Annotated in this window: 19 protein-coding genes; 7 read left to right on the top strand and 12 right to left on the bottom strand. The window is 60.6% G+C overall.

The features are described 5' to 3' along the window. Positions 1-46: 46 nt before the first annotated feature. From GGU46_RS06425 to GGU46_RS06450, 5 genes are all read right to left on the bottom strand, one after another. On the bottom strand, positions 47-1,063 hold the full coding sequence (locus GGU46_RS06425) for a hypothetical protein (protein ID WP_183402743.1): 1,017 nt from the start codon (positions 1,061-1,063) through the stop codon (positions 47-49). 337 nt (positions 1,064-1,400) lie between these two features. Further along, positions 1,401-1,664, bottom strand: a complete 264-nt coding sequence (locus tag GGU46_RS06435; RefSeq protein ID WP_183402744.1) for a barstar family protein — start codon at positions 1,662-1,664, stop codon at positions 1,401-1,403. A gap of 191 nt (positions 1,665-1,855) precedes the next feature. Further along, positions 1,856-2,299 carry an REP-associated tyrosine transposase gene (locus GGU46_RS06440; protein WP_215906276.1) on the bottom strand — a complete coding sequence of 148 codons (444 nt, stop codon included), beginning with the start codon at positions 2,297-2,299 and terminating at the stop codon, positions 1,856-1,858. 252 nt (positions 2,300-2,551) lie between these two features. Further along, positions 2,552-4,363, bottom strand: a complete 1,812-nt coding sequence (locus GGU46_RS06445; RefSeq protein WP_183402746.1) for an ABC transporter ATP-binding protein — start codon at positions 4,361-4,363, stop codon at positions 2,552-2,554. A 256-nt stretch (positions 4,364-4,619) separates the two neighbouring features. Next, entirely contained in the window at positions 4,620-5,417 is a 798-nt protein-coding gene (locus tag GGU46_RS06450; RefSeq protein ID WP_183402747.1) for an alpha/beta fold hydrolase, read from the bottom strand. Positions 5,418-5,640: 223 nt separating this feature from the next. Between GGU46_RS06450 and GGU46_RS06455 the strand changes: the two genes are divergently transcribed. Both GGU46_RS06455 and GGU46_RS06460 read left to right on the top strand, forming a co-directional pair. After that, on the top strand, positions 5,641-7,887 hold the full coding sequence (locus tag GGU46_RS06455; RefSeq protein WP_183402748.1) for a xanthine dehydrogenase family protein molybdopterin-binding subunit: 2,247 nt from the start codon (positions 5,641-5,643) through the stop codon (positions 7,885-7,887). 117 nt (positions 7,888-8,004) lie between these two features. Continuing rightward, positions 8,005-9,579, top strand: coding sequence for a M28 family metallopeptidase (locus GGU46_RS06460; protein ID WP_183402749.1), 1,575 nt, complete (start codon positions 8,005-8,007; stop codon positions 9,577-9,579). Positions 9,580-10,009: 430 nt separating this feature from the next. Here GGU46_RS06460 and GGU46_RS06465 read toward each other — a convergent pair whose 3' ends face one another. From GGU46_RS06465 to GGU46_RS06475, 3 genes are all read right to left on the bottom strand, one after another. Next, positions 10,010-11,470: a carbohydrate-binding protein gene (locus GGU46_RS06465; RefSeq protein WP_183402750.1), complete on the bottom strand. Its 1,461-nt coding sequence runs from the start codon at positions 11,468-11,470 to the stop codon at positions 10,010-10,012. A 479-nt stretch (positions 11,471-11,949) separates the two neighbouring features. Next, positions 11,950-12,213, bottom strand: a complete 264-nt coding sequence (locus GGU46_RS06470; protein ID WP_183402751.1) for a hypothetical protein — start codon at positions 12,211-12,213, stop codon at positions 11,950-11,952. A 418-nt stretch (positions 12,214-12,631) separates the two neighbouring features. Continuing rightward, the gene (locus GGU46_RS06475; RefSeq protein ID WP_183402752.1) at positions 12,632-13,492 is read right to left on the bottom strand and encodes a dienelactone hydrolase family protein; all 861 of its coding nucleotides are present in this window, start codon (positions 13,490-13,492) and stop codon (positions 12,632-12,634) included. A 193-nt stretch (positions 13,493-13,685) separates the two neighbouring features. Between GGU46_RS06475 and GGU46_RS06480 the strand changes: the two genes are divergently transcribed. From GGU46_RS06480 to GGU46_RS06490, 3 genes are all read left to right on the top strand, one after another. Then, a complete protein-coding gene (locus GGU46_RS06480; protein ID WP_183402753.1) occupies positions 13,686-14,459 on the top strand; it encodes a hypothetical protein in 774 nt (257 codons plus the stop codon). A gap of 96 nt (positions 14,460-14,555) precedes the next feature. Further along, a complete protein-coding gene (locus GGU46_RS06485) occupies positions 14,556-15,614 on the top strand; it encodes a sensor histidine kinase (protein ID WP_183402754.1) in 1,059 nt (352 codons plus the stop codon). Continuing rightward, positions 15,595-16,344 carry a LytR/AlgR family response regulator transcription factor gene (locus tag GGU46_RS06490; RefSeq protein ID WP_183402755.1) on the top strand — a complete coding sequence of 250 codons (750 nt, stop codon included), beginning with the start codon at positions 15,595-15,597 and terminating at the stop codon, positions 16,342-16,344. Before GGU46_RS06485 ends, GGU46_RS06490 begins: the two co-directional genes overlap by 20 nt. Before the next feature lie 59 nt (positions 16,345-16,403). Here the strand turns inward: GGU46_RS06490 and GGU46_RS06495 are convergent, their stop codons facing one another. Together GGU46_RS06495 and GGU46_RS06500 are read right to left on the bottom strand one after the other, a co-directional pair. Continuing rightward, a complete protein-coding gene (locus GGU46_RS06495) occupies positions 16,404-16,775 on the bottom strand; it encodes a cupin domain-containing protein (protein WP_183402756.1) in 372 nt (123 codons plus the stop codon). Positions 16,776-16,845: 70 nt separating this feature from the next. Beyond that, complete coding sequence (locus GGU46_RS06500) at positions 16,846-17,091, bottom strand: Kazal-type serine protease inhibitor family protein (protein ID WP_183402757.1); 246 nt, start codon at positions 17,089-17,091, stop codon at positions 16,846-16,848. 242 nt (positions 17,092-17,333) lie between these two features. Here GGU46_RS06500 and GGU46_RS22430 point away from each other — a divergent pair, with 242 nt between their 5' ends. Together GGU46_RS22430 and GGU46_RS06510 are read left to right on the top strand one after the other, a co-directional pair. Beyond that, positions 17,334-17,768 (top strand): CsbD family protein, encoded by a 435-nt coding sequence (locus GGU46_RS22430; RefSeq protein ID WP_110978311.1) that lies wholly within the window; start codon positions 17,334-17,336, stop codon positions 17,766-17,768. Between the two features lie 193 nt (positions 17,769-17,961). Then, on the top strand, positions 17,962-18,321 hold the full coding sequence (locus GGU46_RS06510; RefSeq protein WP_183402758.1) for a YtxH domain-containing protein: 360 nt from the start codon (positions 17,962-17,964) through the stop codon (positions 18,319-18,321). A gap of 571 nt (positions 18,322-18,892) precedes the next feature. On the opposite strand, the gene lysS is transcribed toward GGU46_RS06510, so the two are convergent. Together lysS and GGU46_RS06520 are read right to left on the bottom strand one after the other, a co-directional pair. Then, positions 18,893-20,455 (bottom strand): lysine--tRNA ligase, encoded by a 1,563-nt coding sequence (lysS, locus tag GGU46_RS06515; RefSeq protein ID WP_183402759.1) that lies wholly within the window; start codon positions 20,453-20,455, stop codon positions 18,893-18,895. Positions 20,456-20,669: 214 nt separating this feature from the next. Further along, a complete protein-coding gene (locus GGU46_RS06520; protein ID WP_246398892.1) occupies positions 20,670-21,707 on the bottom strand; it encodes a hypothetical protein in 1,038 nt (345 codons plus the stop codon). Between the last annotated feature and the right edge of the window lie 53 nt (positions 21,708-21,760).

Raw genomic sequence — 21,760 nt, forward strand, 5'->3', positions numbered from 1 at the left:
GGGGTAGGGGAAAGGGAAGGGATACGCGTACTCCCAGCTCGGAAACTTACTTCCGGCGCAGGTACAGCAGCGTCGATTGGTTGGAGGGGCCGTACTTGTCATTGATCAGGAAGTAGCCGCCCTGGTAGGCCGCCAGTCCTTCCCAGTTATAGGTCATATATTCCCGGGGCAGTTCGAACAGGGGCTTCCACTTCACCTTGTTGCGCTTGTAGCGCAGGCTAAGCAGGCGACAGTAATTCTGGTAGCCGCTGCCGTTGCGGATGAGGCGGGTATTCGGGTCCTGGCCCGGCGTGCGGTACACGCTGTCGTCGGCGCCGTTGTAGAAGTAGTTGATGGCCGTAAAGCGGTTCTTCCCCTCGTGTACCAGGTCCGTTACGCGGAAGGGCAGGCGGGCCACGGGCACGTAGCGCGGAATATCGGGGGTAGGGGCGGCGGTGGGCAGCCGGAAAGCGTAGTTGTCGTGGGTGAAGTAGTTGTATTCGAACAGCAACAACAGGCTCTGGTCGTAGTCGGCGGCGGCCTCAAAGCCGGCGTTGTTGATGTGAGTACCGTTGGAGAGGACGGGTTTGGGCAGCGGCACGAGGTAGCGCGAATCCAGGCGAATGGTGCCGCCGGCCTCATCTAACTCGCCCTTAATCAGGTAGCAGTAGGCCGAGGGGGTAGTGGTTTCAATGGTGAAGTAGGCCGTGCTGCCTACCATCGTAATTCCCTCCAGGCCCTCGTATTCCTGCCGTAAGCTGTCCATCCGGGTCCGAATCAGATCCAGGTTCTGCAGGGGGTATTTGCGGTACGCTACTTCTCCCGATTTCTGCTGGAGCTGGCTGCTGATGCTGTTCAGGTCCAGCGCGTACACCTTGGCCTCGGCCCGCTCCTGCAAGCGGCTTTCCGAAAGCAGCAGCAGCTGCTTGTTGCGTATGAACAGGCCGGAAAACTGGTTGTTGCGGTCCGCAATTCCTTTCGGCAGACTAACGGTCTGGATGCTAAAGGGTGCCTTTTGAGCGTGGGTCAGGGACGCCCCTAGTGCCAGAAAAGCAAGCAGGACAAAACGAAAGATGAGCAGCATGTAGCGCGGAAGCAACCTGAAGACAGAAACCGCACAAATATTACCCGAAATGCGCGGGTACTTCCTGCCTGAACGGGGTTATTTGGTTTCGAGAGCTGAGAAGAGGCACTGAACTGGCCGGAGCTAGCAAGCCCAACTGCCGCTCCCAGCCACCACCCTAGCCGGGGCTGAAAGCGGCGTGCACGCAAGCACATAATCAGCTACGGAATCAGGCGGTCGGCGCGGAGCTGCTCGAACAGGTCGAAGAACGATTCTTCGGTGGGCTGGTACACCAGGAAACCCAGCTTCCGGCTTCTGGTCATATCGGTTATCACCCCGGTGCAACGCCATCGAAAGGCTACCCCAGCACGATGCGCTTGGGTGCCATTTCCTCCGCGTAATCCTCTATCACCTGCCGCAGAATTTCCATGTCGCGGGGGCAGCTTTCGGCAAATTCCTCCCAGTTGGTTAAGGTCAGCACGGGCGGCATTTCCACAATGGCCACAATAGAATCCCAGAATGCGTCCCAATTTGCGCCGTACCAGTCTTCAAAGCCCAGCTTCTCCTTGAACAGCTGGTGGATGGCCGCTTTGCTGGTAATGCCGGTGAGGTCGAGAGTCATAGAGGTGTCGGTTTAACAATAGCAGTGGCGCAGTGGCGCGAACTTTGTAGTTCGCGAGTTGTGAGTTGTGCCGGCAGAAATATGCACGTAGACAAAGGCAAACCCCGTAATTCGGGCTAATGGGACGTTCGGCCGTTTTTGTTCTGAAGCGCGAACTACAAAGTTCGCATTACTGGCTGCAGGTCCGCGGCTTAAGGTTCGGCCCAATACGTGTGCGGCCATTGCTCCCACGTGTCAACCAAACCCGCCTTCACGGGATTATTCAGCACGTAGGCAATGATTCGCTGCATTTCCTCGCCACTGCGCACGATGTGGTCGTACGTTTCCCGTTGCCAGAACTGGCCCGTGCGCCCGAGCAGCTTGTTTGCTTGCAAAGCAGTGTAGCCTTTAATGCGTTGCAGCGTTTCAACCAGCAGCGGAGCATTATAAGCCAACGAAACAACCAAGTGTACGTGGTTCGGCATGATACAGTAACAGTGCAACTGGTAAGCTTTCCCGTCAAAATGACGTAGCGAATCACCTACCAGCGCAGCAATAGCCGGTTGTCGAAGCCAGGTGGAACCGTGCGCAGCTTCATCCAAAAGCTGATCGAATCGGCCGAAATACCGGCGTTGCTGCGCGTAGGTAGTTGTCATTGAGGTGGTTGTAGAAGAGCGGAATTGCGTTCGTAGGTAGGAGACAACCGCGGTTGGCAGCGAGTTGGCCAATCGGAACGTTAGAAATAGATCGGTGCCGGGTGGCAAACGGTGGGGGAGGTTACGCTCGTAGTATATCAGATTACTCATTGGACAGCAGGATAGGGAAGTAGCGCGAACATGGTAGTACGCGTCAGGAAGACGCAATGGAAATAGTTCTAGGGCGCGAACTGCAAAGTTCGCGTTACTGCCTCACGCCGCCGTATCCTCCACCTCGTCCCCATCATCTACCAACACGCGGGCCAGCTTCTCGATGTTGAGGCTGCGGGCGGAGGCGTCGAAGATTTCGCGGTAGGTGCCGCGCCGGTCGTAGAGCTGCTCGTGGGTGCCGCTTTCCACCATGCGGCCCTGCTTCATCACGTAAATACAGTCAGCATCCACAATCTGGGCCAGGGAGTGGGAGATGATGACCACCGTGCGGCCCTGCTTGATGGCGTCGAGGGAGTTTTTGATTTGCTCGGTGGCAATGGCGTCCAGCGAGGCGGTGGGCTCGTCGAGGAAGATGATGGGCGGGTTTTTCAGAAATAGCCTCGCAATGGCAATGCGCTGCTGCTGCCCGCCCGAGAGCTGCTGGGCGTCGCTCTGGTAGCCCTTGGGCAGGCCCATGATTTGCTCGTGCAGGTAGGCCTGCTTGGCCGCCTGCTGAATCTGCTCCGGGGTGGCGTCCATCAGTCCGTAGCGGATGTTCTCCTCAATGGTGCCCTTGAAGATGTGGTTTTTCTGCAGCACCAGCCCAATGTGCTGGCGCAGGGCGTGGGTGTCGTAGTCAGAGAGGGGCTGGCCATCCAGCAGCATTTTGCCGTGGTCGGGGGCGTAGAACTTGCAGAGCAGGTTGATGATGGTGCTTTTGCCGGCCCCGCTCAGGCCCACCAGCGCCGTAGTTTTGCCCGCTTCAATGGTCAGGCACACGTCGTGCAGGGCCTGGGTGCCGCTGGGGTAGGTGAAATCTACGTTGCAGATATCGAAGGTGCCCCGCAGGTGCGCCGGCTGCAGGGTGCCGGTCGGCTCGGTGGCGTTTTCCGCGTCCAGAATATCGAAGAACCCCTCGGAGTACGTGAGGGCGTCGTTCATCTCGTCGTAGATGCGGTGCAGCTGCCGGATGGGCGCCGACACGTTATTGAACAGCAGAATATGGAACATGATGGCCCCGATGCTGATTTGCCTATCCAGCACGAGGTAGGCCGTCAGGATGATGATGAGCACTACCCCAATCTGCTCGGTGAAGGTTTTGAGGCCGTCGTAGAGGAAGTTGGTTTTGCGCGTTTCCAGCTGGGCCCGCTGCAGCGCGTCCTGCTGCTGGTTCTGCTTCTGAGCTTCATAGTCTTCGCGCACAAAGCTCTTGATGACTACCGCCGAATCGATGAGGTTTACGAGGCCCTGGCTGCGGGCTTCGCGCAGGCCGCGCAGGGCCCGGCGGGTGCCGTTGAGCCGGTCGGCCTGGCGGTAGCTGAGCCAGAAATACACCGGCAGCACCGCCACGGCCACCAGCCCCACGTACACGTTGGCCGTGAACATGACCACCAGGGCCACGATGGAATTGGCGAACAGGGGCAGAATGTCGATAAAGAAATTCTGCACCAGCTTCATCAGGCTCTCCACGCCCCGGTCGATGCGCGTCTGCAGCTTGCCGGTCTGGTTGCCGGTGTCGGCGTAGAAGCCGAGCTGGTAGCCCACCACCCGCTGCACCGCGTCGTGCATGAGCCGGCTCGACACGTTGATGCGGATTTTCTCCCCGTAAAACTTCTGCCCGAACTGAATGAAGGTGTTGATGATTTCCTTGCCCAGCAGCAGCCCGCTCACCAGCAGCAGCAGGGGCATACCGGCCGCCAGCGTGGCATTGCGGTTGAGTAGGCCCTGTACCGTATCCACGGTGTAGCGCAGCACAAACGGGTTTACCTGGGCCGCGAGGGAGCCCACCAGCGTAAGCAGCAGCGTGGCAAGTACCAGCCCCCGGTAGGGCCGCACGTACGGAAACAGGCGCTTTATTATCTCCCAGAGGCTCATCAGGTCGTTCGGGGCTAGGTGAGGGGTAGCCGGTTAGACGAGCGTAGGGAGGTAGGGGTTATTTTGGGGTAGGCAGAGCGAACGGCAGGCAGAACGCAGCGAAGTATGACGGGTTTCATTCCACTACCGCGTAGTGCTGCATTTCCTGAACGCTCTGGTAAAACGGCTTCACTAGCTGAAAAAAGGCCCTAAACTCCAGGCTCTTGCGGAAGCCGTTCAGGTGCCTGATCAGCCGCTTGTGTGAGCAGGAGCCAATCTAGGCAACCATGAAGTGCTCCATAGCGTCCAGTGTTTCCGTTGGGGCACTCACGTGGGGGCAGTGCCCCGATACGGGCAGCGTGACCAGGGTAGAATCGGGGATGGTGGCCCGCAGGTATTCGCCTACCTCCTGCGGGGCCACAAAGTCCTGCGCGCATTGCACCAGCAGGCAGGGCACGCGCAGGCGGGCTACGTCCGGGCGATTATCCGAGAGGAAAGTGACGCGGGCAAACTGCCGGGCAATGGCCGGATCGTTCTGGCAGAAGCTGTGCGTCATTTCCACTGTCAGCGAAGGCCGGTCGGGGTTGCCCATAATGAAAGGCACAAACGAATCAGCCCAGCCCACATAGTCCTTCTCCATGAAGGCCAGCATGTCCTCAATGTCTTGCCGCTCAAAGCCCCCGTGATACCCTTCCTCGTTGAGGTAGCAGGGCGAAGGACACAGCAGCAGCAGCCGCTCAAAAGCCTCGGGTTCCTGAATGGCGGCCAGCACCCCAATCATGGCGCCCACGGAGTGGCCCACCAAAATGGTTTGCTCCAGCTGCAACTGGTGGCAGATGTCCAGCACGTCCTGCGCGTAGCCTTCCAGAGACGCGTATTTCTTCGGATCATAGGCCGTCGTGTCAGAGAGGCCCGCGCCTACGTGGTCGAAGAGCACCAGCTGATACTGGGCGGAAAATGCCGGCAGGATGTAGCGCCAGATGCTTTGGTCGCATCCGAAGCCATTCACGAAAAGCAACGTCTGAGCGCCTTGCCCGATAACCCGGACGTTGTTGCGCTTTAGCACATTTACCATGGGGCAGAACACATAAAGAAAGAGCAGAAGCAGTATATAAGAATATCTATAGAATAAGTCAAAGAATTACCAAAATAGGAAGCCACCCTACGCAAGAATCCCCGGCCCGTGCGTGAGTGCAGATGCAGCGTAGCGCCTACATGGGGGTAGCCTTTCTGCCGCGTATCCGTACAGAAACAGAGCCCGGTTTTGGTCTTTGGTCAGGTTGTATGGTTTATACAGTATGGAAGAGAAAGAGTTGAAGGAAACAGGACTTGGGGCGCCACTTAGTCGGGTTGATGGCCGGGCCAAAGTAACGGGCCAGGCCCGCTACGCCGCCGAGCACGCCGTACCCGGGGTGGTACACGGCGTGCTGGTGACCAGTGCCATTGCCAAGGGCCGAATGATACACCTGGATACCCGCGCCGCCGAAAAAGCGCCCGGTGTGCTGGCCGTGCTTACTTACCGCAACTCGCCCGGCGTGCCCGCCTACCAGGATGCCAAGGCCAACAACAACCCCCGCCTGGCAGGCCAGGAGCACCGCGTATTCCACGACGAGCAGATTCATTTCAGCAACCAGCCCGTAGCCCTGGCCATTGCCGACACGCTGGAGCACGCCCAGCACGCCGCCGAGCTGGTGCGGGTGCAGTACCAGGCGGCCGCGCCCGAAACCGACCTGCTTGCCCACCGTAGCCGAGGCCGGAAGCCCCAACAGGCTGAGGACTACCAGCGGGGCCAGGCCAATGCCTACCAGCAGGCCCCCGTGCGCCTGGAGCAGGAATACCGCACCGCCGTGCAGGTGCACAACCCCCTGGAGGCCCACGCCGCCATTGCCCACTGGGACGGCCCCAAGCTGGTGGTGTACAACAAAACCCAGGCACCGGCCCTGGCCAAGCAGGACCTGCGGCGTATGTTTCAGCTGCCCGAGGACGGGGTGCAGGTGCACTCGCCGTATGTGGGCGGGGCATTTGGGGGTGCCTCGCGTATCTGGCCCCAGGAGGTAGCCGCTATTCTGGGCGCGAAGCTGGTGGGCCGGCCGGTGAAGGTGGCTTTGCGGCGCCAGCAGATGTTTAACCTGGTGGGCTACCGGCCCTTTTCTTCCCAACGGGTAGGCCTGGGCGCTACCCCCGACGGGCAGCTGATCGGTATCACCCACGAGGCCTTCGGGCAGACCTCCCGGCACGAGGAGTTTACGGAGCGCATCGTGGACCCCACCAAATCGGCGTACCGCTGCCCCAACCTGAACACCCGCTACCAGCTGGTGCCCCTGGACGTGAGCACGCCCGCCTGGACGCGCGGCCCCGGCGAGTCGAGCGGCTCGTTTGCCCTGGAGTCGGCCATGGATGAGCTGGCGTATGCCCTGCGCCTGGACCCCCTGGAGTTGCGCCGCCGGAATTTCGCCGAAACCGACCCCAAGGACGACAAGCCGTGGTCGAGCAACCAGCTGCGGGCCTGCTATGAGCGCGGGGCCGAGCGCTTTGGCTGGAGCAGGCGGCCCCCGCAGCCCCGGGCTACCCGGGAAGGCGAGTGGCTGGTAGGGTGGGGCATGGCCATGGGCATCTATAAGGCCGAGCGGGTGAAAGCCGCCGCCCGGGCGCAGCTCTTCGCCGATGGCCGCCTGCTGGTGCAGAGCGCCACCGCCGACGCCGGCCCCGGCACCTACACCATCATGACCCAGATTGCGGCCCAGGCCAGCGGCATGCCGGCAGAGCAGGTGCGGTTCGAGCTGGGCAACTCCGCTTTCCCGCCCGCACCGGGGCAATTTGGCTCCCACACGGCGGCCTCGGTGGGCTCGGCCGTGCACGCCGTCTGCACCGCCCTGCACCAGCAGCTCCTGGACCTGGCCCGGAGCTCTCCCGCCTGGGGCCGCCACAAGCTGAAACCCACCGAGCTGGTAGCCGAAAATGGCGTAGTCCGGCAGGTGCGGCATCCCCGGCGGCAGCTCTCCTACCCCCAGATTCTGCGCGAACATAACCTGATGGGTCTCGACCTGACCCGCGAAGTAGATAAGGGACCCGAGCAGGACCAGTATTCTGGCAAGTCGTTTTGCGCCAACTTCGTGGAGGTGCGGGTGAACGAGGCCACCGGGGTAGTGCGCGTGAGCCGGGTGGTGTCGGCGCTGGATGTGGGCAAGGTGCTCAACCCCAAAACGGCCCGGAGCCAGGTGTACGGCTGCGTCACCTGGGGCATCGGCATGGCCCTGATGGAAGAGGCCCGCATGGACCACCGCTTCGGCCGGTTCGTGAACAACCAGCTGGCCGAGTACCACATCCCCGTGAATGCCGACATGCCGGAGGTAGAGGTTGTCTTCATGGATGAGCCTGACCACCGCCTCGACCCCATGGGCGCCAAGGGCATGGGCGAAATCGGCCTGATTGGGCTCACGGCCGCCATTGCCAACGCCGTGTACCACGCCACCGGCAAGCGCATCCGGGAGCTGCCCATTACGCCCGATAAGGTGCTGGCCGCCCGGCAAGAGGTTCAGGACTAGGAGGGGGGTAGGGTTCGGGAGAAAGAAAAGACGGCCTGGGAATAGGCGGCGCAACGTTGCGACTGGTTTCGGTTCTTTATCTTCCGAAAACATCTTCTCTACAACCAACCTTCCTCAATGAACGCATTTCGACTTCTGGCGCTAGCCGGCGGCCTCGCGGTAGCCGCGCCTTCCCTGGCCCAACAGGGTACCAAGGCCGACCAGGCCACGCTGGCTAAAATCAAGGACGAAGGCCTGAACCGCTCCAGAGTGATGGAAACAGCCTTCTACCTGACGGATGTGTGCGGTCCGCGCCTGGCCAACTCCGAGGGGCTGAACCGCGCCAACCAGTGGACCCAGAAGCAGCTCACCAGCTGGGGCCTGACCAAGGCAACCATTGAGCCCTGGGGCACCTTCGGCCGCGGCTGGGATATTGATAAGTCGTACGTGGCCATGACGGCACCCTACTACCACACGCTCATTGGGGCCCCCAAGGCCTGGACGCCCAGCACCAACGGGGTTCTTAAGAAGCAGGTAGTGGTAGTGAAGGCCACCACCGAAGCCGAGCTGTACAAGTACAAAGGCCAGCTGCGCGACAAAATTGTGCTGCTCGACGTAACGGCTCCGAAAACCTCCTTCGAGGCCGATGCCAAGCGCTACTCCGACGACGAGCTGCAGAAAATGGCGGCCTTCAAGCCCGAGGCTCCGGCCGCTGCTGCCCCCGCCAGTGCCGAAATGGAGCAGCGCATGGCCCAGCGCCGAGCCCTTCTGGCGTTGCGCACTAAGATGTCGGACATGATGCTGAGCGAAGGCGCGGCCGCTATCCTGAGCAGCCGCGGCGGCTCCGATGGTACCTTCTTCACCAGCAACGGCGCCCCCTACGCCGCCGACGCCAAGCCGGTATTGCCCGAGCTGGAAATGGCTCCCGAAGACCAGCTGCGCCTGATTCGGCTCGCCGAGGCCGGCATTCCGGTAGAGCTTGAGCTGGAAACCCGCACCCGCTTCCAGACCCAGGACCTGAAGGGCTACAACGTGGTAGCCGAAATTCCGGGCACCGACAAAAAGCTGAAAAGCGAGATTGTGATGCTGGGCGCCCACCTCGACTCCTGGCACGCCGCTACCGGCGCCACCGACAACGCCGCCGGCTGCGCCGTGATGATGGAAGCCGTGCGCATCCTGAAGGCGGCCGGCGTGCAGCCCCGCCGCACCATCCGGATTGCCTTGTGGGGTGAGGAGGAGCAGGGGCTGTTCGGCTCGCGCGGCTACGTGAAAAACCACTTCGCCGACCCCGCTACCATGAAGCTGCTGCCCGAACACGAGAAGCTGGCGGCTTATTTCAACCTTGATAACGGCGCCGGCAAAATCCGCGGCATCTATGCCCAGGGCAACGAGGCGGCGGCTTCTATCTTCCAGGAGTGGCTCAAGCCCTTCGCCGACATGGGTGCTACCACCGTTACGCTGCGCAACACCGGCGGCACCGACCACCTCTCGTTTGACGCCGTGGGCCTGCCCGGCTTCCAGTTCATTCAGGACCCCCTCGACTACGGCACCCGCACCCACCACACCAACATGGACACCTACGAGCGCCTGCCCGCCGACGACCTGAAGCAGGCCTCCGTGGTAGTAGCTTCCTTCGTGTACCAGGCCGCCATGCGCGACGCCAAGCTGCCCCGCAAACCCCTGCCCGCCGCCAAGCCCGAGCAGCGCATGTAGTGTTTAGGTGACAGGTGACAGGTGATGAGGTGAACTGGCGGCAGACTTCTGGCCGGAGGCCAGGCGTCTGCCCGCCGAGAAATGGGGCAAGTCTCCCGACTTGCGGCCGCCGCAGGCGGCCACCCCGTGTTAGGTTCGTCCGCGCCGCGTGGGGCCAGCTCTTTCCGCATTAATTCAATTGAAAAAGCCCGTGCAATATTATCGCACGGGCTTTTTTGGTTTCGATAAGAGCACTCCAAAGGTTAAGCACGCGGCCCCACGCGGCGCGGATGGCGCCAACGCGGGCTGGCCGCTTCGCGGCCGCAAGTCGGGAGACTTGCCCCATTGGCCGGCGGGCAGACGCCTGGCCTCCGGCCAGAAGTCTGCCGCCAGTTCACCTCATCACCATTTACCTGTCACCTGTCACCTGTCACCTGTCACCTGTCACCTGTCACCGCACCACTAATTTCTGCACCGAGATGCCGGCGGCGTTGGTTACCTGAATCAGGTACATGCCGCTGCGGAGCGGGAGGTCTTTTGCTATCCTCACTTCCGAGCCAAACGCTGTGGTTTGCCATACCTGCTTGCCCTGCACGTCCAGAATCTGCACCTGGGCCGGCGAGAGGTCCGAGGTAGGGAGCTGAATAGTGAGAGGCGAGCCGGCCGAGTAGGGGTTGGGGTACACGCTTAGGCTTTTGGCTTCCTCGCTACCCGCTGTAGAAGCCAAAACCGCTGTCGGGCGGGCGCTGCCAGCTTTCGTAATCCGAATCCAGTTGAGGTTCCAGCCGCCGGTTTGGGCAAACACCCCGAAGTTGTAGGTGCCTGCATTTACGTTCACCGTCCGGGATACGGTCGTCCAGTTCTGCCAGCCGCCCGTGGCCGGAATGGTGGTGTTGCCCAGCTGAATGGCCCCCGCGTTCAGGTCCGAGGACAGGGTGCCGCCGCTGGGGCTGGCCACCCGGTACTCCAGGGTGTAAGTGCCGGAGGTCGGGAAGTTGATGTTGCTGTAGGCCATCCAGTCGCCGGCGTCAATGTAAGCTACGTTCTGGCCGCCGCCCGTATCGGAGGTGGTTTCTTGCTGCACCCCGTTCATGGAGCTGTAGCTTTCGGCCTGAATGGTGGTGCTGGAGCCCGTGGGCGGCGGGGTAGTGGTGCCGCTTTTCTGGTACACCCGCACGTAATCCACGTACATGGTGGCGGGCAGCTTGCTTTCATCTACTGTCTGGCCCGGCCAGTTGCCGGCCACGGCCAGGTTCAGCAGCAGGAAGAAGGGCCGCTGAAACTCCTCGGTACTACCCGTGCCGCCACTGATGTTGATTTCGTGGAATTTCACCCCATCCACAAACCAGCGGATATACGTGGGCTCCCACTCCACGGCATATACGTGGTAGTCCTGGGGGGTAGTGATGACGTTGCCGCCGTACTCGGCGTGGCCGTTGCTGTCCCAGTGCACGGTACCGTACACCTTGTTTTCGGCGTTGACGTGCTCCATCACGTCGATTTCGCCGCAGGCCGGCCAGCTTACGGTGTTAATGTTGGAGCCCAGCATCCAGAAGGCCGGCCACAGGCCCTGGCCCAGGGGTAGCTTCATGCGGGCCTCAATCTTGCCGAATTTGAACTCCTTCAGGCCCTGGGTTTTCATGCGCGAGGAGGTGTAGGGCATGCCGCCTACATTTTCTTTGCGGGCCGTAATCTGCAGAATGCCGTTCACCACGCTGGCGTTGGCGCGCTGGTAGTACTGCTTCTCGTTGTTGCCCCAGCCGCCCCCGCCGGTTTCAAATACCCAGCTCGGGCCAATGCCTGTAGTGAATTCATCGGCCCAGACCTGCTGGTAGGTTTGGGCGTGGGAGGAAGCGGAGCCGAGCACGCACAGGGCAGCCGCTCCCAGAAGGGAGGTAAACCGGTGTTTCATTTGGTTGTGTGGGAGTTGGTGGAAAGAAGAGCAGCGAGGAAGAAGGCAGCCTGGTACACTGACTTCAGAAAGTAAAAGAGGCTGATAAAAGCTGTGTAAGGCAGCTGAAATCTGGGCTCAAAGAGTAAAGCACTACCCCAAGGTATTAGGGTAACCGGGCACAATGCAAGGCTTAAAAGTTGGGCCTCAGGCACTCGTATAGTCGAGCTTATACACTTACAACACATTGCTTCAGGCCCCTGTACTCTGGCTTTATTGTGCTACCTGCCCGGAAAACTTCAACCCCACGAACGGCTAAAAAACAACTGAAAAACATCCGGATGCCAAAGTTTTCTACTGCACTCCAGTAGCTGCGCCAGCGGTAGCATTGCCAGTTGCGCCGGATTTCCTCCTAAAGACAAACAGCCCACTACCTCCGGGGCAGTGGGCTGTTGGAGCGGCGCTACCCCCAGCTAAACCGTATGGGGCAGTTGCTAGCCCTAACAAGGTGTATGCAGCTCAATGCTTTCAAGCCGCCCCTGGTGGAAGAAAAGCAACCAGGTATAATCGTTCGGGACTTTGGCCGTTTGCAGCGTCACGACCACGCGCTTGCCTACTTGGTAAACGTCGAGCACTTGCTGCGCTTTTACAGCGTAAGGAAAAACGGTGGCCAGGCTTGCCAGAGTAGTGTTGCGCGTCAGGGGGAGGGTAGGATTCTGCAGTTCGATTTCCGGCTGGCGCTGAAAATCCAGGGACGATATCACGGCCGTGTCGCCGTACACTTCTGCGCTGCCCCGGCCGATAGTAAGCGCACTGCAGGGCCCTGTCGGGGTAATAGGGCATGCAGTAGTCGTTCATGTTGGGCGTTACCACGCTGTCCGGCGGGCCCAAAACCTTGAACAACGCCGCCTTTTTGCCCATCAGCGGCAGGGAGCCGTTGATGGCCACTTCGCCGACATCGATGTACTCAATGGGCAAAGATGCGGTTGGTGCTGATTGCGGGATGCGGTTTTGCCCCGGAGCCGTGGTGTCTGTAGCGTCAGCTGAAGTATAGGATGCATCTTGCTGGCAGCTACTCAGCAGGAGCCCCGCCAGTAATACGGTAAGCAGTAATTTGTGCCTGATACTGAGGGTCATCGAAGATAAAGCGGGGTATGCATGGAAAGTGGCACTCGGATTCTGCTACCCCAGCTTTTCCTTAAATAGCTTCAGGGTGCGGCTCCAGGCCAGCTGGGCGGCCTCGGCGTTGTAGCGGGCCGGGGAGGAGTCGTTGTTGAAGGCGTGCTGCACGCCGGGGTACACGTACTGCTCGTATTTAATGCCAGCGGCTTTCAGGGCCGCTTCGTAGGCCGGCATGCCGGCGTTTACCCGCTCATCGAGGGCGGCGTAGTGCAGCAGCAGGGCCGCCTTGATGTTGGGCACTTCCTCGGCGGGCGGCTGGGTGCCGTAGTAGGCCACGGCGGCGTTCAGCTGCGCATCATGGGTAGCGAGGCTGTTGGCCAGGGCCCCGCCCCAGCAGAAACCCACGCAGCCGGTGCGACCGTTGGAGTCGGGGCGCTGGCGCAGGTAGCGCAGGGCGGCCAGGTAGTTTTCCAGGTTCTGAGGCTTATCCAGCTTGCCAATGAGCGCGCGGCCCTCATCCTCGTTGGCCGGCGTGCCCCCGAACACCGACAGCGCATCTACGCCCAGGGCCAGGTAGCCGGCCTTGGCTACGCGCCGGGTTACGTCCTTGATGTGGGGCGTCAGGCCCCGGTTTTCGTGGATGACCACCACGGCCCCGCGCTTCTCCTTGCCTTTCGGGTGCACCAGGTAGCCTTTCATGGTCACGCCAGCCGCGCCGGGCCAGGTTGCGTCCTCCGTCACCAGGTCCTCGTCATCAGTGGGTACGGTGGCGGCCTGGGCGTAGCCGGGCTCCAGCACGGCCAGCGCGGCGGCGGCCAGGGCCGTGCCGCCGGCCAGCTTCACCAGCCGGTCCAGAAACTCCTTGCGGCTGAGCGGGGCGTGGGTGTACTCGTCGAACAGGTTGATGATGCGCTGATCCATAAGGCAGGAGAGTAGGAGAGGAAGTACAGGGGCAAGGTACGGGTTTGGCGCTTCCCGCAGAGGATGGCGGTGCGGCACTCCCGCCGGCTTTTCCGGCACTCCGGCGGTTTTTCCGGCACTCCCGCGAATTCGCCGGCTTTCGGGCGCCGGAAGCAGCAGTTTTGGGCATCGTCTCACCCCAACTACTACCCCCATGGATACCCGCAACCTGGCCCGCGACGTGAAGTTTCTCAAGCTCTATGCTCTGGTTACCACCCTGCTGCCCCTGGCCGCTCTGCTCTGCGCCTTCGCCAAGCCCGATAAGCCCGTGCGCTTCGGGGAAATATCGGTGGAGCGCCTGAACCTAGTGGAGCGCGACGGCACCGTGAAGATGCTCATGAGCAACAAGGCGCGCTTTCCGCAGGGCGTCACCATCGACGGCAAACACCTGGACTACAAGCGCCCTCACCCCGGCATGCTCTTCTACAACGACAAGGGCGAGGAGTGCGGCGGCCTGATCTTCGGGGGTGAAAAAGACGCTAATGGGAAGGTGTCGGCTGGCGGCCATTTGTCCTTCGACCGGTTTGGGCAGGACCAGGTTATTGCCCTGAATTACCAGGAGCAGGGCGGGGGCTACAAGGCTGGCCTCACCTTCAGCGACGCCCCCGAGGAATCTATAACGGCCCTGGAAGAGAAATATAAAACCGCTACCCCCGAGCAGAAGCAGCAGGCCGTGAAGGAAGGCAAGTTGGGGCTAATGCGCCGCCTGTACGTGGGCACCACCGCCGGCCGGTCGTCGGCCATGATTATGGCCGACCAGCGCGGCGAAACCCGCGTGATGCTGGTGGCCAACACCGAGCAGTCCACCCTCGACTTCAAGGACGCCCAGGGCCGCACCCGCCTCACCATCGGCGTCGATAAAAACAACCAGCCCGTGCTCCGCTTCCTCGATGAGCAGGGTAAGGACGTAAAACCGGCTGGTCTGTAGGGCAGCTAGCTCTAGGACAAGACCTGAGCCAAGCTAAGCGGCTGATACCAGCGGCGGCACCGGTATCCGCCGCCAACTGCTACCTTCCCGCTCGTGATGCGCAAGAAACCCTGGTTTTACGTATTCGTGCTCGGCCTGTCGGTGCTGCTGGCTCTGTACACGCGCCTGACTATGGCCGTGCGGCCCGAGGAATTCTATCTGTTCCCCGACGCGCCGTTCTGGATGTTTCTGGAAGCCTTGCTAGTGGTGTACCTGCTCGACCGCCTGCACGCTCGCGTTACGCAGCGGGACCGGGCCAGAGGCCGGGCCGGTTACTACTTCGGTTTGCTTTGGCGCGGGGCGCTGCTGTTTATCCTGCTCAAGCAGTTGCTACAGGCCGCGCTGGTGCTTGCGGGCGTAGGCCAGGGCGACTACGGCAGTTGGTACGCCGCCGTACGCGGCTTCTCCTCCGATGTATTTCTGTATCTGCTGGTGGGCAGCGTGTACCTGCCGTTTCTATACCAGCAGCACGCCGGCCAGGTGCGGCTGGAGCTGGAGCGCGCCGAGAAAGAAGCCGCCCGGGCCAAGCTGCAGGCCCTGCAGCAGCACGTCGATCCGCATTTTCTGTTCAACAACCTCAACATCCTGGCCGCCCTCATCGAGCCCGGCAATGCGGCCGCCCACGCCTACCTGGGGCACCTGGCCGAAGTGTACCGCTACCTGGTGCGCACCCGCGAGCAGGAGGTGGTGCCCGTGGCCGAGGAGCTGGCCTTTGCCCGCGACTACTGCGAGCTGCTGCGCAGCCGGTTCGGGGTGGCCTACCAGTTCGAGGAAGATGTGCAGGCTACCCCCGAGCAGCTCCGCAACCTGCTCCTGCCGCCCGGCGTGCTGCAAGAGCTGCTGACTAATGCCGTAAAGCACAACCTGGCCAGCCGTAACCAGCCCCTGCGCATCAGCCTGCGTGTTCGGCCTACTGAAATTGAGGTGCGCAACGACCGGCGCCCCCGCCCGCAGCCGGCCGCCGGGGCGGGCAGCGGCCTGGCCGGCCTGCAGGCCCGGGTGGCGCTGGTAGCCACCGTGCCCCTGCGCATAACCGCCACCGACGAAGACTTTACCGTGACGCTGCCCCTAACCGCCGCCCTACCCGTGCCTGCCCATGCGCATACTGCTAATTGAAGACGAGGAGCCCGCCGCCGCCCAGCTGCGCCGGTTTGTGCACCAGTACCAGCCCACCGCTACCATCGTGGCCGAGTGCCAGCAGGTGAGCGAGGCCGCCGCCTACCTGCGCCAGCACCCCGCCCCCGACCTGATCCTGTCCGATATTGAGCTGCTCGATGGCAACGTATTCGCGCTGTTCGGGCAGATTTCCGTTACGAGTCCCGTCATCTTCATCACCGCCTACGATACGTTTCTGGTGCAGGCCTTTGAGCAGAACGGCATTGCCTACGTGCTGAAGCCGGTGCAGTACGCGCAGTTTGCGGCGGCCCTGCAGAAATATGAGCGGCTCCGGCAGTCGTTCCAGGGGGCGGCTTTGCGGCAGCTGGTGGCCCAGGTAGCCCCCGCGCCGCGCTACAAAACCCGGCTGGTCAGCAAGAGCCGCGCGGGCCTGTACCTGCTCGAGGTGGCCGAGCTGGCGTATTTTCAGCTGCGCAACGGCGTCACGCACGCTATAGACGGGCAAGGCCGGGCCTTCATACTCAACGAAACCCTGAGCCAGCTGGAAGCCCTGCTTGATCCTGCCCAGTTTTTCCGCCTCAACCGCACGGAACTCGTGCAGCTCAGCGCCATTGAGCGCCTGGAGCCCTACTTCAATGATACGCTGGTAGTACACCTGAAAGCCCCCGTCACTACCCTAACCAGCAGCTCGCACCGCACCCCCGAGCTGCGCAAGTGGCTGCTGGGGTAACCTCTTACGCTTCCCCAGCAGCCACCGCGGCCAGTGCGTTGCTACCGGGTAAAACGCTGCTACGCTTCCTCCCGGTTTACGGTGGCGGGGCTGAACGCCGGCACGCAAACAGACCAGTACTCACACTCCTGGTCGAAGGGGTTAGAGTAGCGGACCCGGGCCCCGGCCTTAATCAGCAACGACTCGCCGGCGCCCAGCTCTACTACCTCGCCGTCGATTTCAAACCGCTTGCGGCCCCGCACCACAATGGTTACTTCGTCAAACTCGGGGCGCTGGTGGGGCTCACTCCACTGCGGGGGCGCCACCATGTGGGCCACGCTGTACTGGCCCGTGCCGGTGCTGGCCAGGCCAATGTGCTCTTCAATCAGCTTGCCATCGGTAGTGGGTACAATAAACGGGTTCTGCTGGCGGAAATAACGCTTTTCAGACATAAGGGAAAAAGCAAAGGATGGGCGAAGCCAACCCCAAGGCAGGGCTTTGCCGGTGGTGAAGGGGTAGGAGTTAGTTGGTGCTTTTCTGGGGGCACTCCCCGGGCGTCGAGCTGGTGACGCCGGCATTGGTGGCCTGGCAGGCATTACCGTAGGTTTTGCCGTCGCAGCCGCACACGGGCTTGTAGTCCATCGTGCACATAGCGTCCCTGCGGATTTTGCTTTCGTCGATGCAGGGAGACTGGGCCGTGGAAGCCGGGGTGCGCTGGCAGGCAGCGGCGGAAAGCAGCAAAGCGCCGAAAACAACGATTTTTCGCATGAGAAAAGGAGACGCGTGAGGCGCTAAAGGTAAAGGACTGCCCTGATACGCAAATCAAGAGAGTTGGCCGAATATTTTGCAGGGCTAATTTTTATATTGGCGCAAAACCTCGACCGCGCCCCGCCGTATAGAGGCCCATATCCTGTACAATGGCCCATTGCCTCGCAAGGCTGGCCTGCCTCTAACCAGGGGCTACCGGATTTACTTCGAACTCCATTTTTCATTTCTCTCCCCTACGAATCATGTCCTACCACGAAGAAGACAACTCGGGTAAAATTCTCCTCGCTGCATTGGCTGGTGCCGGTGCTGGTATCATTGCCGGCCTGCTGATGGCCCCTGACAAAGGCACGGCTACCCGCAGCAAGCTGGGCAGCGCCGCTACCAAGTACAGCGGCCAGCTGGGCGAGCAACTCTCGAAATACGGCGAAGACCTCGATGCCAAATTCAAAGGCTACATCGAGAAGCTCGAAGATATGGGCATCACCGGTGCCGGCTCCAAACTGAAGCTGAAAGGCAACTGGGACGAAGCCAAAGGCAAGCTAAAGCAGCAGTACGCCCAGCTGACCGACGAAGACCTGGAGTACGCTGAAGGCCAGGGCGATGAGCTGGTTGGCCGCCTGCAGAACAAGCTGGGCAAAGCCAAGCAGGAAGTAGTAAAGCTCCTGAACGAACTGTAAGCCACTCCGGCTTCCACGTTTTGAAAACCCCTGGTAGCTCAGCTACCAGGGGTTTTGTTTGGGTTCCTACCCCCGGCAGTTGGCTGAGCCCTACTAGAAACAATATTTAACCTACTCTATGCTTTTCGCGTTCTACCAGTAGGCCGGTGTGCTGCCGGAAGCTAGTGTGCTCATCTTAAACTTGTTCCGCCTCATGCAAGACACGAAAGGCAAAGTAATTCTCTCCCTGCTGGTTGGGGCTACGGCCGGAGCGGTAGCCGGACTACTGCTGGCCCCTGAAACCGGCGACGCCACCCGGGCCAGCCTCAAAAAGTCGGCCTCGAAGTGGGGCGACGAACTAAGCAAGCTGCTTAAGCAAGGAAAACTGGGCCTCAGTGCCCTAAAAGAGGAAGAGCCCGCCTCCGACCAGCTCCGCACCGACCGCACCGCCGCCGACAGCCTCCTGAACTCCCTCAGCGACTCGGCCTACGAAGTATCTACGTCCAGCGACGCCGATTCGGACTACGATGGGGTAGGCGGCGACTCCCGGCACTACCCCGGTTATAAATCCTGATAATTTTTTTCGGGCACACGTAACCTTCCTTTTGGCACCCCGTTAAAGAACATACAATCGGCTTAAAAGAAGATTGGAGAAAATACAGCAAGTAAAATTGCCGGCTCGTTGAGCTTCTAACAGGATCTGGTCAAACAACCCGTTAGTAAAATCGAACGCAGTCCATCGCAAGCTTCTTCTGTAAACCCATTCGGAAGGGTAAGCCAGTTGTATTAAAAGGAAAGCCTCTCGCATTTATTTAGCGGGAGGCTTTCTGTTTTTTCAAGGGGGTAGGGAGGCGGCCCGATTATTTTCTTCAGAAATTTTTCATTGCCGTGTAACCTTGGTCAAGCTACCCCGTTAAAGATATCATAACCGGCTTACAAGAAGTTGGATACGCACCTGTCGTAAAATTGCCGGCTGTAGAGCTTCTACAAAGGAATGGTTAACAAACCTTGGTAGTAAAATCGTACACGCCCATCGCAAGCTTCCTCAGGCAAAGGCGGTTCAACGGACCTAATTAGTCAGTTACAAAAGAAAGCCTCCCGCTGTACAGAGCGGGAGGCTTTCTGATTTTTCAGGGGGTAGGGAGTTATGCTTCGGCTTCGGGCTTCGGCGCGTTTTCCGACTTGGTGTACTCCGGCTTCATTTGCGGGAAGAAGAGCACGTCCTGAATAGAGTTGGAGTTGGTCATGATCATGCTCAGGCGGTCAATGCCGATGCCCAGGCCGGCCGTAGGCGGCATGCCGTACTCCAGAGCCCGCAGGAAGTCCTCGTCGAGCACCATGGCCTCGGTGTCGCCGCGCTTGCCCAGCTCCAGCTGGTCCTCGAAGCGCTGGCGCTGGTCGATGGGGTCGTTTAGCTCGGAGAAGGCATTGCAGATTTCCTTGCCGTTGCAGATTGCCTCGAAGCGCTCCACCAGGCCCGGCTTGCTGCGGTGCTTCTTGGCCAGCGGCGACATTTCCACGGGGTAGTCGGTGATGAACGTAGGCTGAATCAGCTTGGGCTCCACGTGCTCCCCAAAGATTTCGTCGATGATTTTGGCTTTGCCCATGCTGGGGTCGAGGGCCACTTTCAGGTCCTTGGCGGCGGCGCGCAGCTCGTCCTCGCTCTTACCGTCAATATTGAATCCGGTGTAGTGCTCAATGGCTTCGGCCATGGTGAAGCGCTTCCAGGGGCGCTGGAAGTTGATGAGGTTCTCGCCCACCTGCACTTCGGTTTTGCCGTGCAGGGTAAGAGCCACGCGCTCCACCATTTCCTCTACCAGGTCCATCATCCAGTAGTAGTCTTTGTAGGCAACGTACAGCTCCATCTGGGTGAACTCCGGGTTGTGGAACCGGCTCATGCCCTCGTTGCGGAAGTCCTTCGAGAATTCGTACACCCCATCAAAGCCACCCACAATCAGGCGCTTCAGGTACAGCTCGTTGGCAATGCGCAGATACAGCGTCATGTCCAGCGTGTTGTGGTGGGTTTTGAAGGGGCGAGCCGCCGCGCCACCGTACAGGGGCTGCAGGATGGGCGTTTCCACCTCCAGATAGCCTTTGTCGTTGAGGTAGTTGCGCATGGCCTGCACCAGCTGGGTGCGCTTCACGAAAGCGTCGCGCACATGCGGGTTCACGACCAGGTCCACGTAGCGCTGGCGGTAGCGCTGCTCGGGGTCAGTGAAGGCATCGTAGGTGATTTTCTCGCCGGTAGCTTCATCAACCCGCTCTTTCACTACGGGCAGGGGGCGCAAGCTCTTGCTTAGCAGCGTGAAGCCGGTTACGTGGATGGAGGTTTCGCCTACCATCGTCTTGAACACGTGGCCTTTCACGCCCACGAAGTCGCCCAGGTCCACGAGCTTCTTGAAGACTGTGTTGTACAGCTCCTTGTCCTCGCCGGGGCAGATTTCGTCGCGGTTGATGTAGAGCTGAATCCGGCCCGAGGCGTCCTGCAGCTCCGCGAACGAGGCCTTGCCCTTCACCCGAATCGACATCAGGCGGCCGGCCAGGCTGACATCCTGAAAGTTGTTGAGTTCGGGGTGGTAGTTCTCGAGAATCTCCTGGGCGTAGAAGTTCACGTCGAACAGCTCGGAGGGGTAGGGCTCAATGCCGAGCTTCTGGAGCTCTTCCAATTTGCCCCGACGGATTATCTCCTGTTCGCTGAGGTGCTGCATGGTACAAGGTCTAAAAAGAAAGCCCACGCGGGGCCGGTAAAGTCAAGCTGCAAAAATAGCGCGGCTCCAACACTTATTTGCATAAACCACCGAAGAGTTGGATGGTTGCCCGAAATGTAGTGGTAGTGGGGGTAGGGCCAAACAAAAAGCGCCGGCCCAGGGGGCCAGCGCTTACGTGTATATGCAGTCAGACTACTAAAAAAGCGCGGGTGCCTTAGGCCGCCATGCGCATGGTCGGCTCGTTGTCGCGGAGCTGGGGCTCAACGCGGGTGTGTAGGCGCTCCTGCACAAAGGAGTTCTGCAGGTGCTTCGGCAGCTCCGCCACCACCTGCTGGTAGCGCTCCAGGCCCATGGCCTTGGCCACGTAGGTTTCGTGGATGCCGTTGAGGTAGCTCACAATGTTGAGCAAAGACTGGTGGAAGAGCTTAAAGTCAATCTCGGCCTCTACGAAGCGCTCAATCTCGCGGCTGGTCTGGGAGATGCGCAGGCGACCCAGCAGGTCGAAGATGGTCGTGTAGCCGAGGCGCCAGGTAATCTGCTGCCAGTGTGCAGCCGTCCACTTATCCAGCACCTTGCCCGTCTTCTGGCTGCGCAGCGCCGTGTTCGGGTTGGCCTGCACCTGCTGGCGGGTGGCCTGGGCCTTCAGCTTGCGGGTGGTGCGCAGGAACTGCCCGATCTGGGCTTGGGCGTCAATCTCCTTGCTGGCAATGTGCAGCCCGGCTTTGTAGCCCGCCAGGGGCAAGCGGTGAATGCTGAAGTCGCCGTAGGCGCCAGCCGCATAGAAGGAAATAGGACGGGGGTAGGCATTGCGTACCACCAAACGTCCTACCTCCCGCCGGATCAGGGAAGGGTTGTTGCTGCGGACGCCGGCCGTGTACAGGAACGCCTGCAGCCCAGCCATGATGGTATGATAGGCCTGTGGGAAGGTCCAGTGCAGAGCGTTGCGCAGGTAGTCCTCGTCGCCCAGCTCGGCGGTAGCGCGCAGGGCGTACTCCGTGCTCCAGCTGGCGTGCAGCAGCTTGGTAATGGCTTGCACGTCGGCCTCGGTCAGCTCGGCTTGGTGGGCCCGGAAGAACGGCAGGTGCTGCAGGCCGCCCATGGCGTCGTCAGCTTCCTGAATGTGGTAGTTGATGGCGAAGAAGTAGTTCAGGAACACCTGGGCCGGAATGGATTTGCGCCAGATTTCCTCAGCCTGCTTCTGCTCGTCCGTTACGAGCGGAATAATGGTCGTTTCCATGTTCATCGTTGTCATGCTTAGTAAACCAAGATAGTAGGTTTTGAGTTCTTATTTGCTAAAAATATTGA

Origin of the sequence: Hymenobacter latericoloratus (genome assembly GCF_014199535.1) — a bacterium.
Lineage (GTDB): Bacteria > Bacteroidota > Bacteroidia > Cytophagales > Hymenobacteraceae > Hymenobacter > Hymenobacter latericoloratus.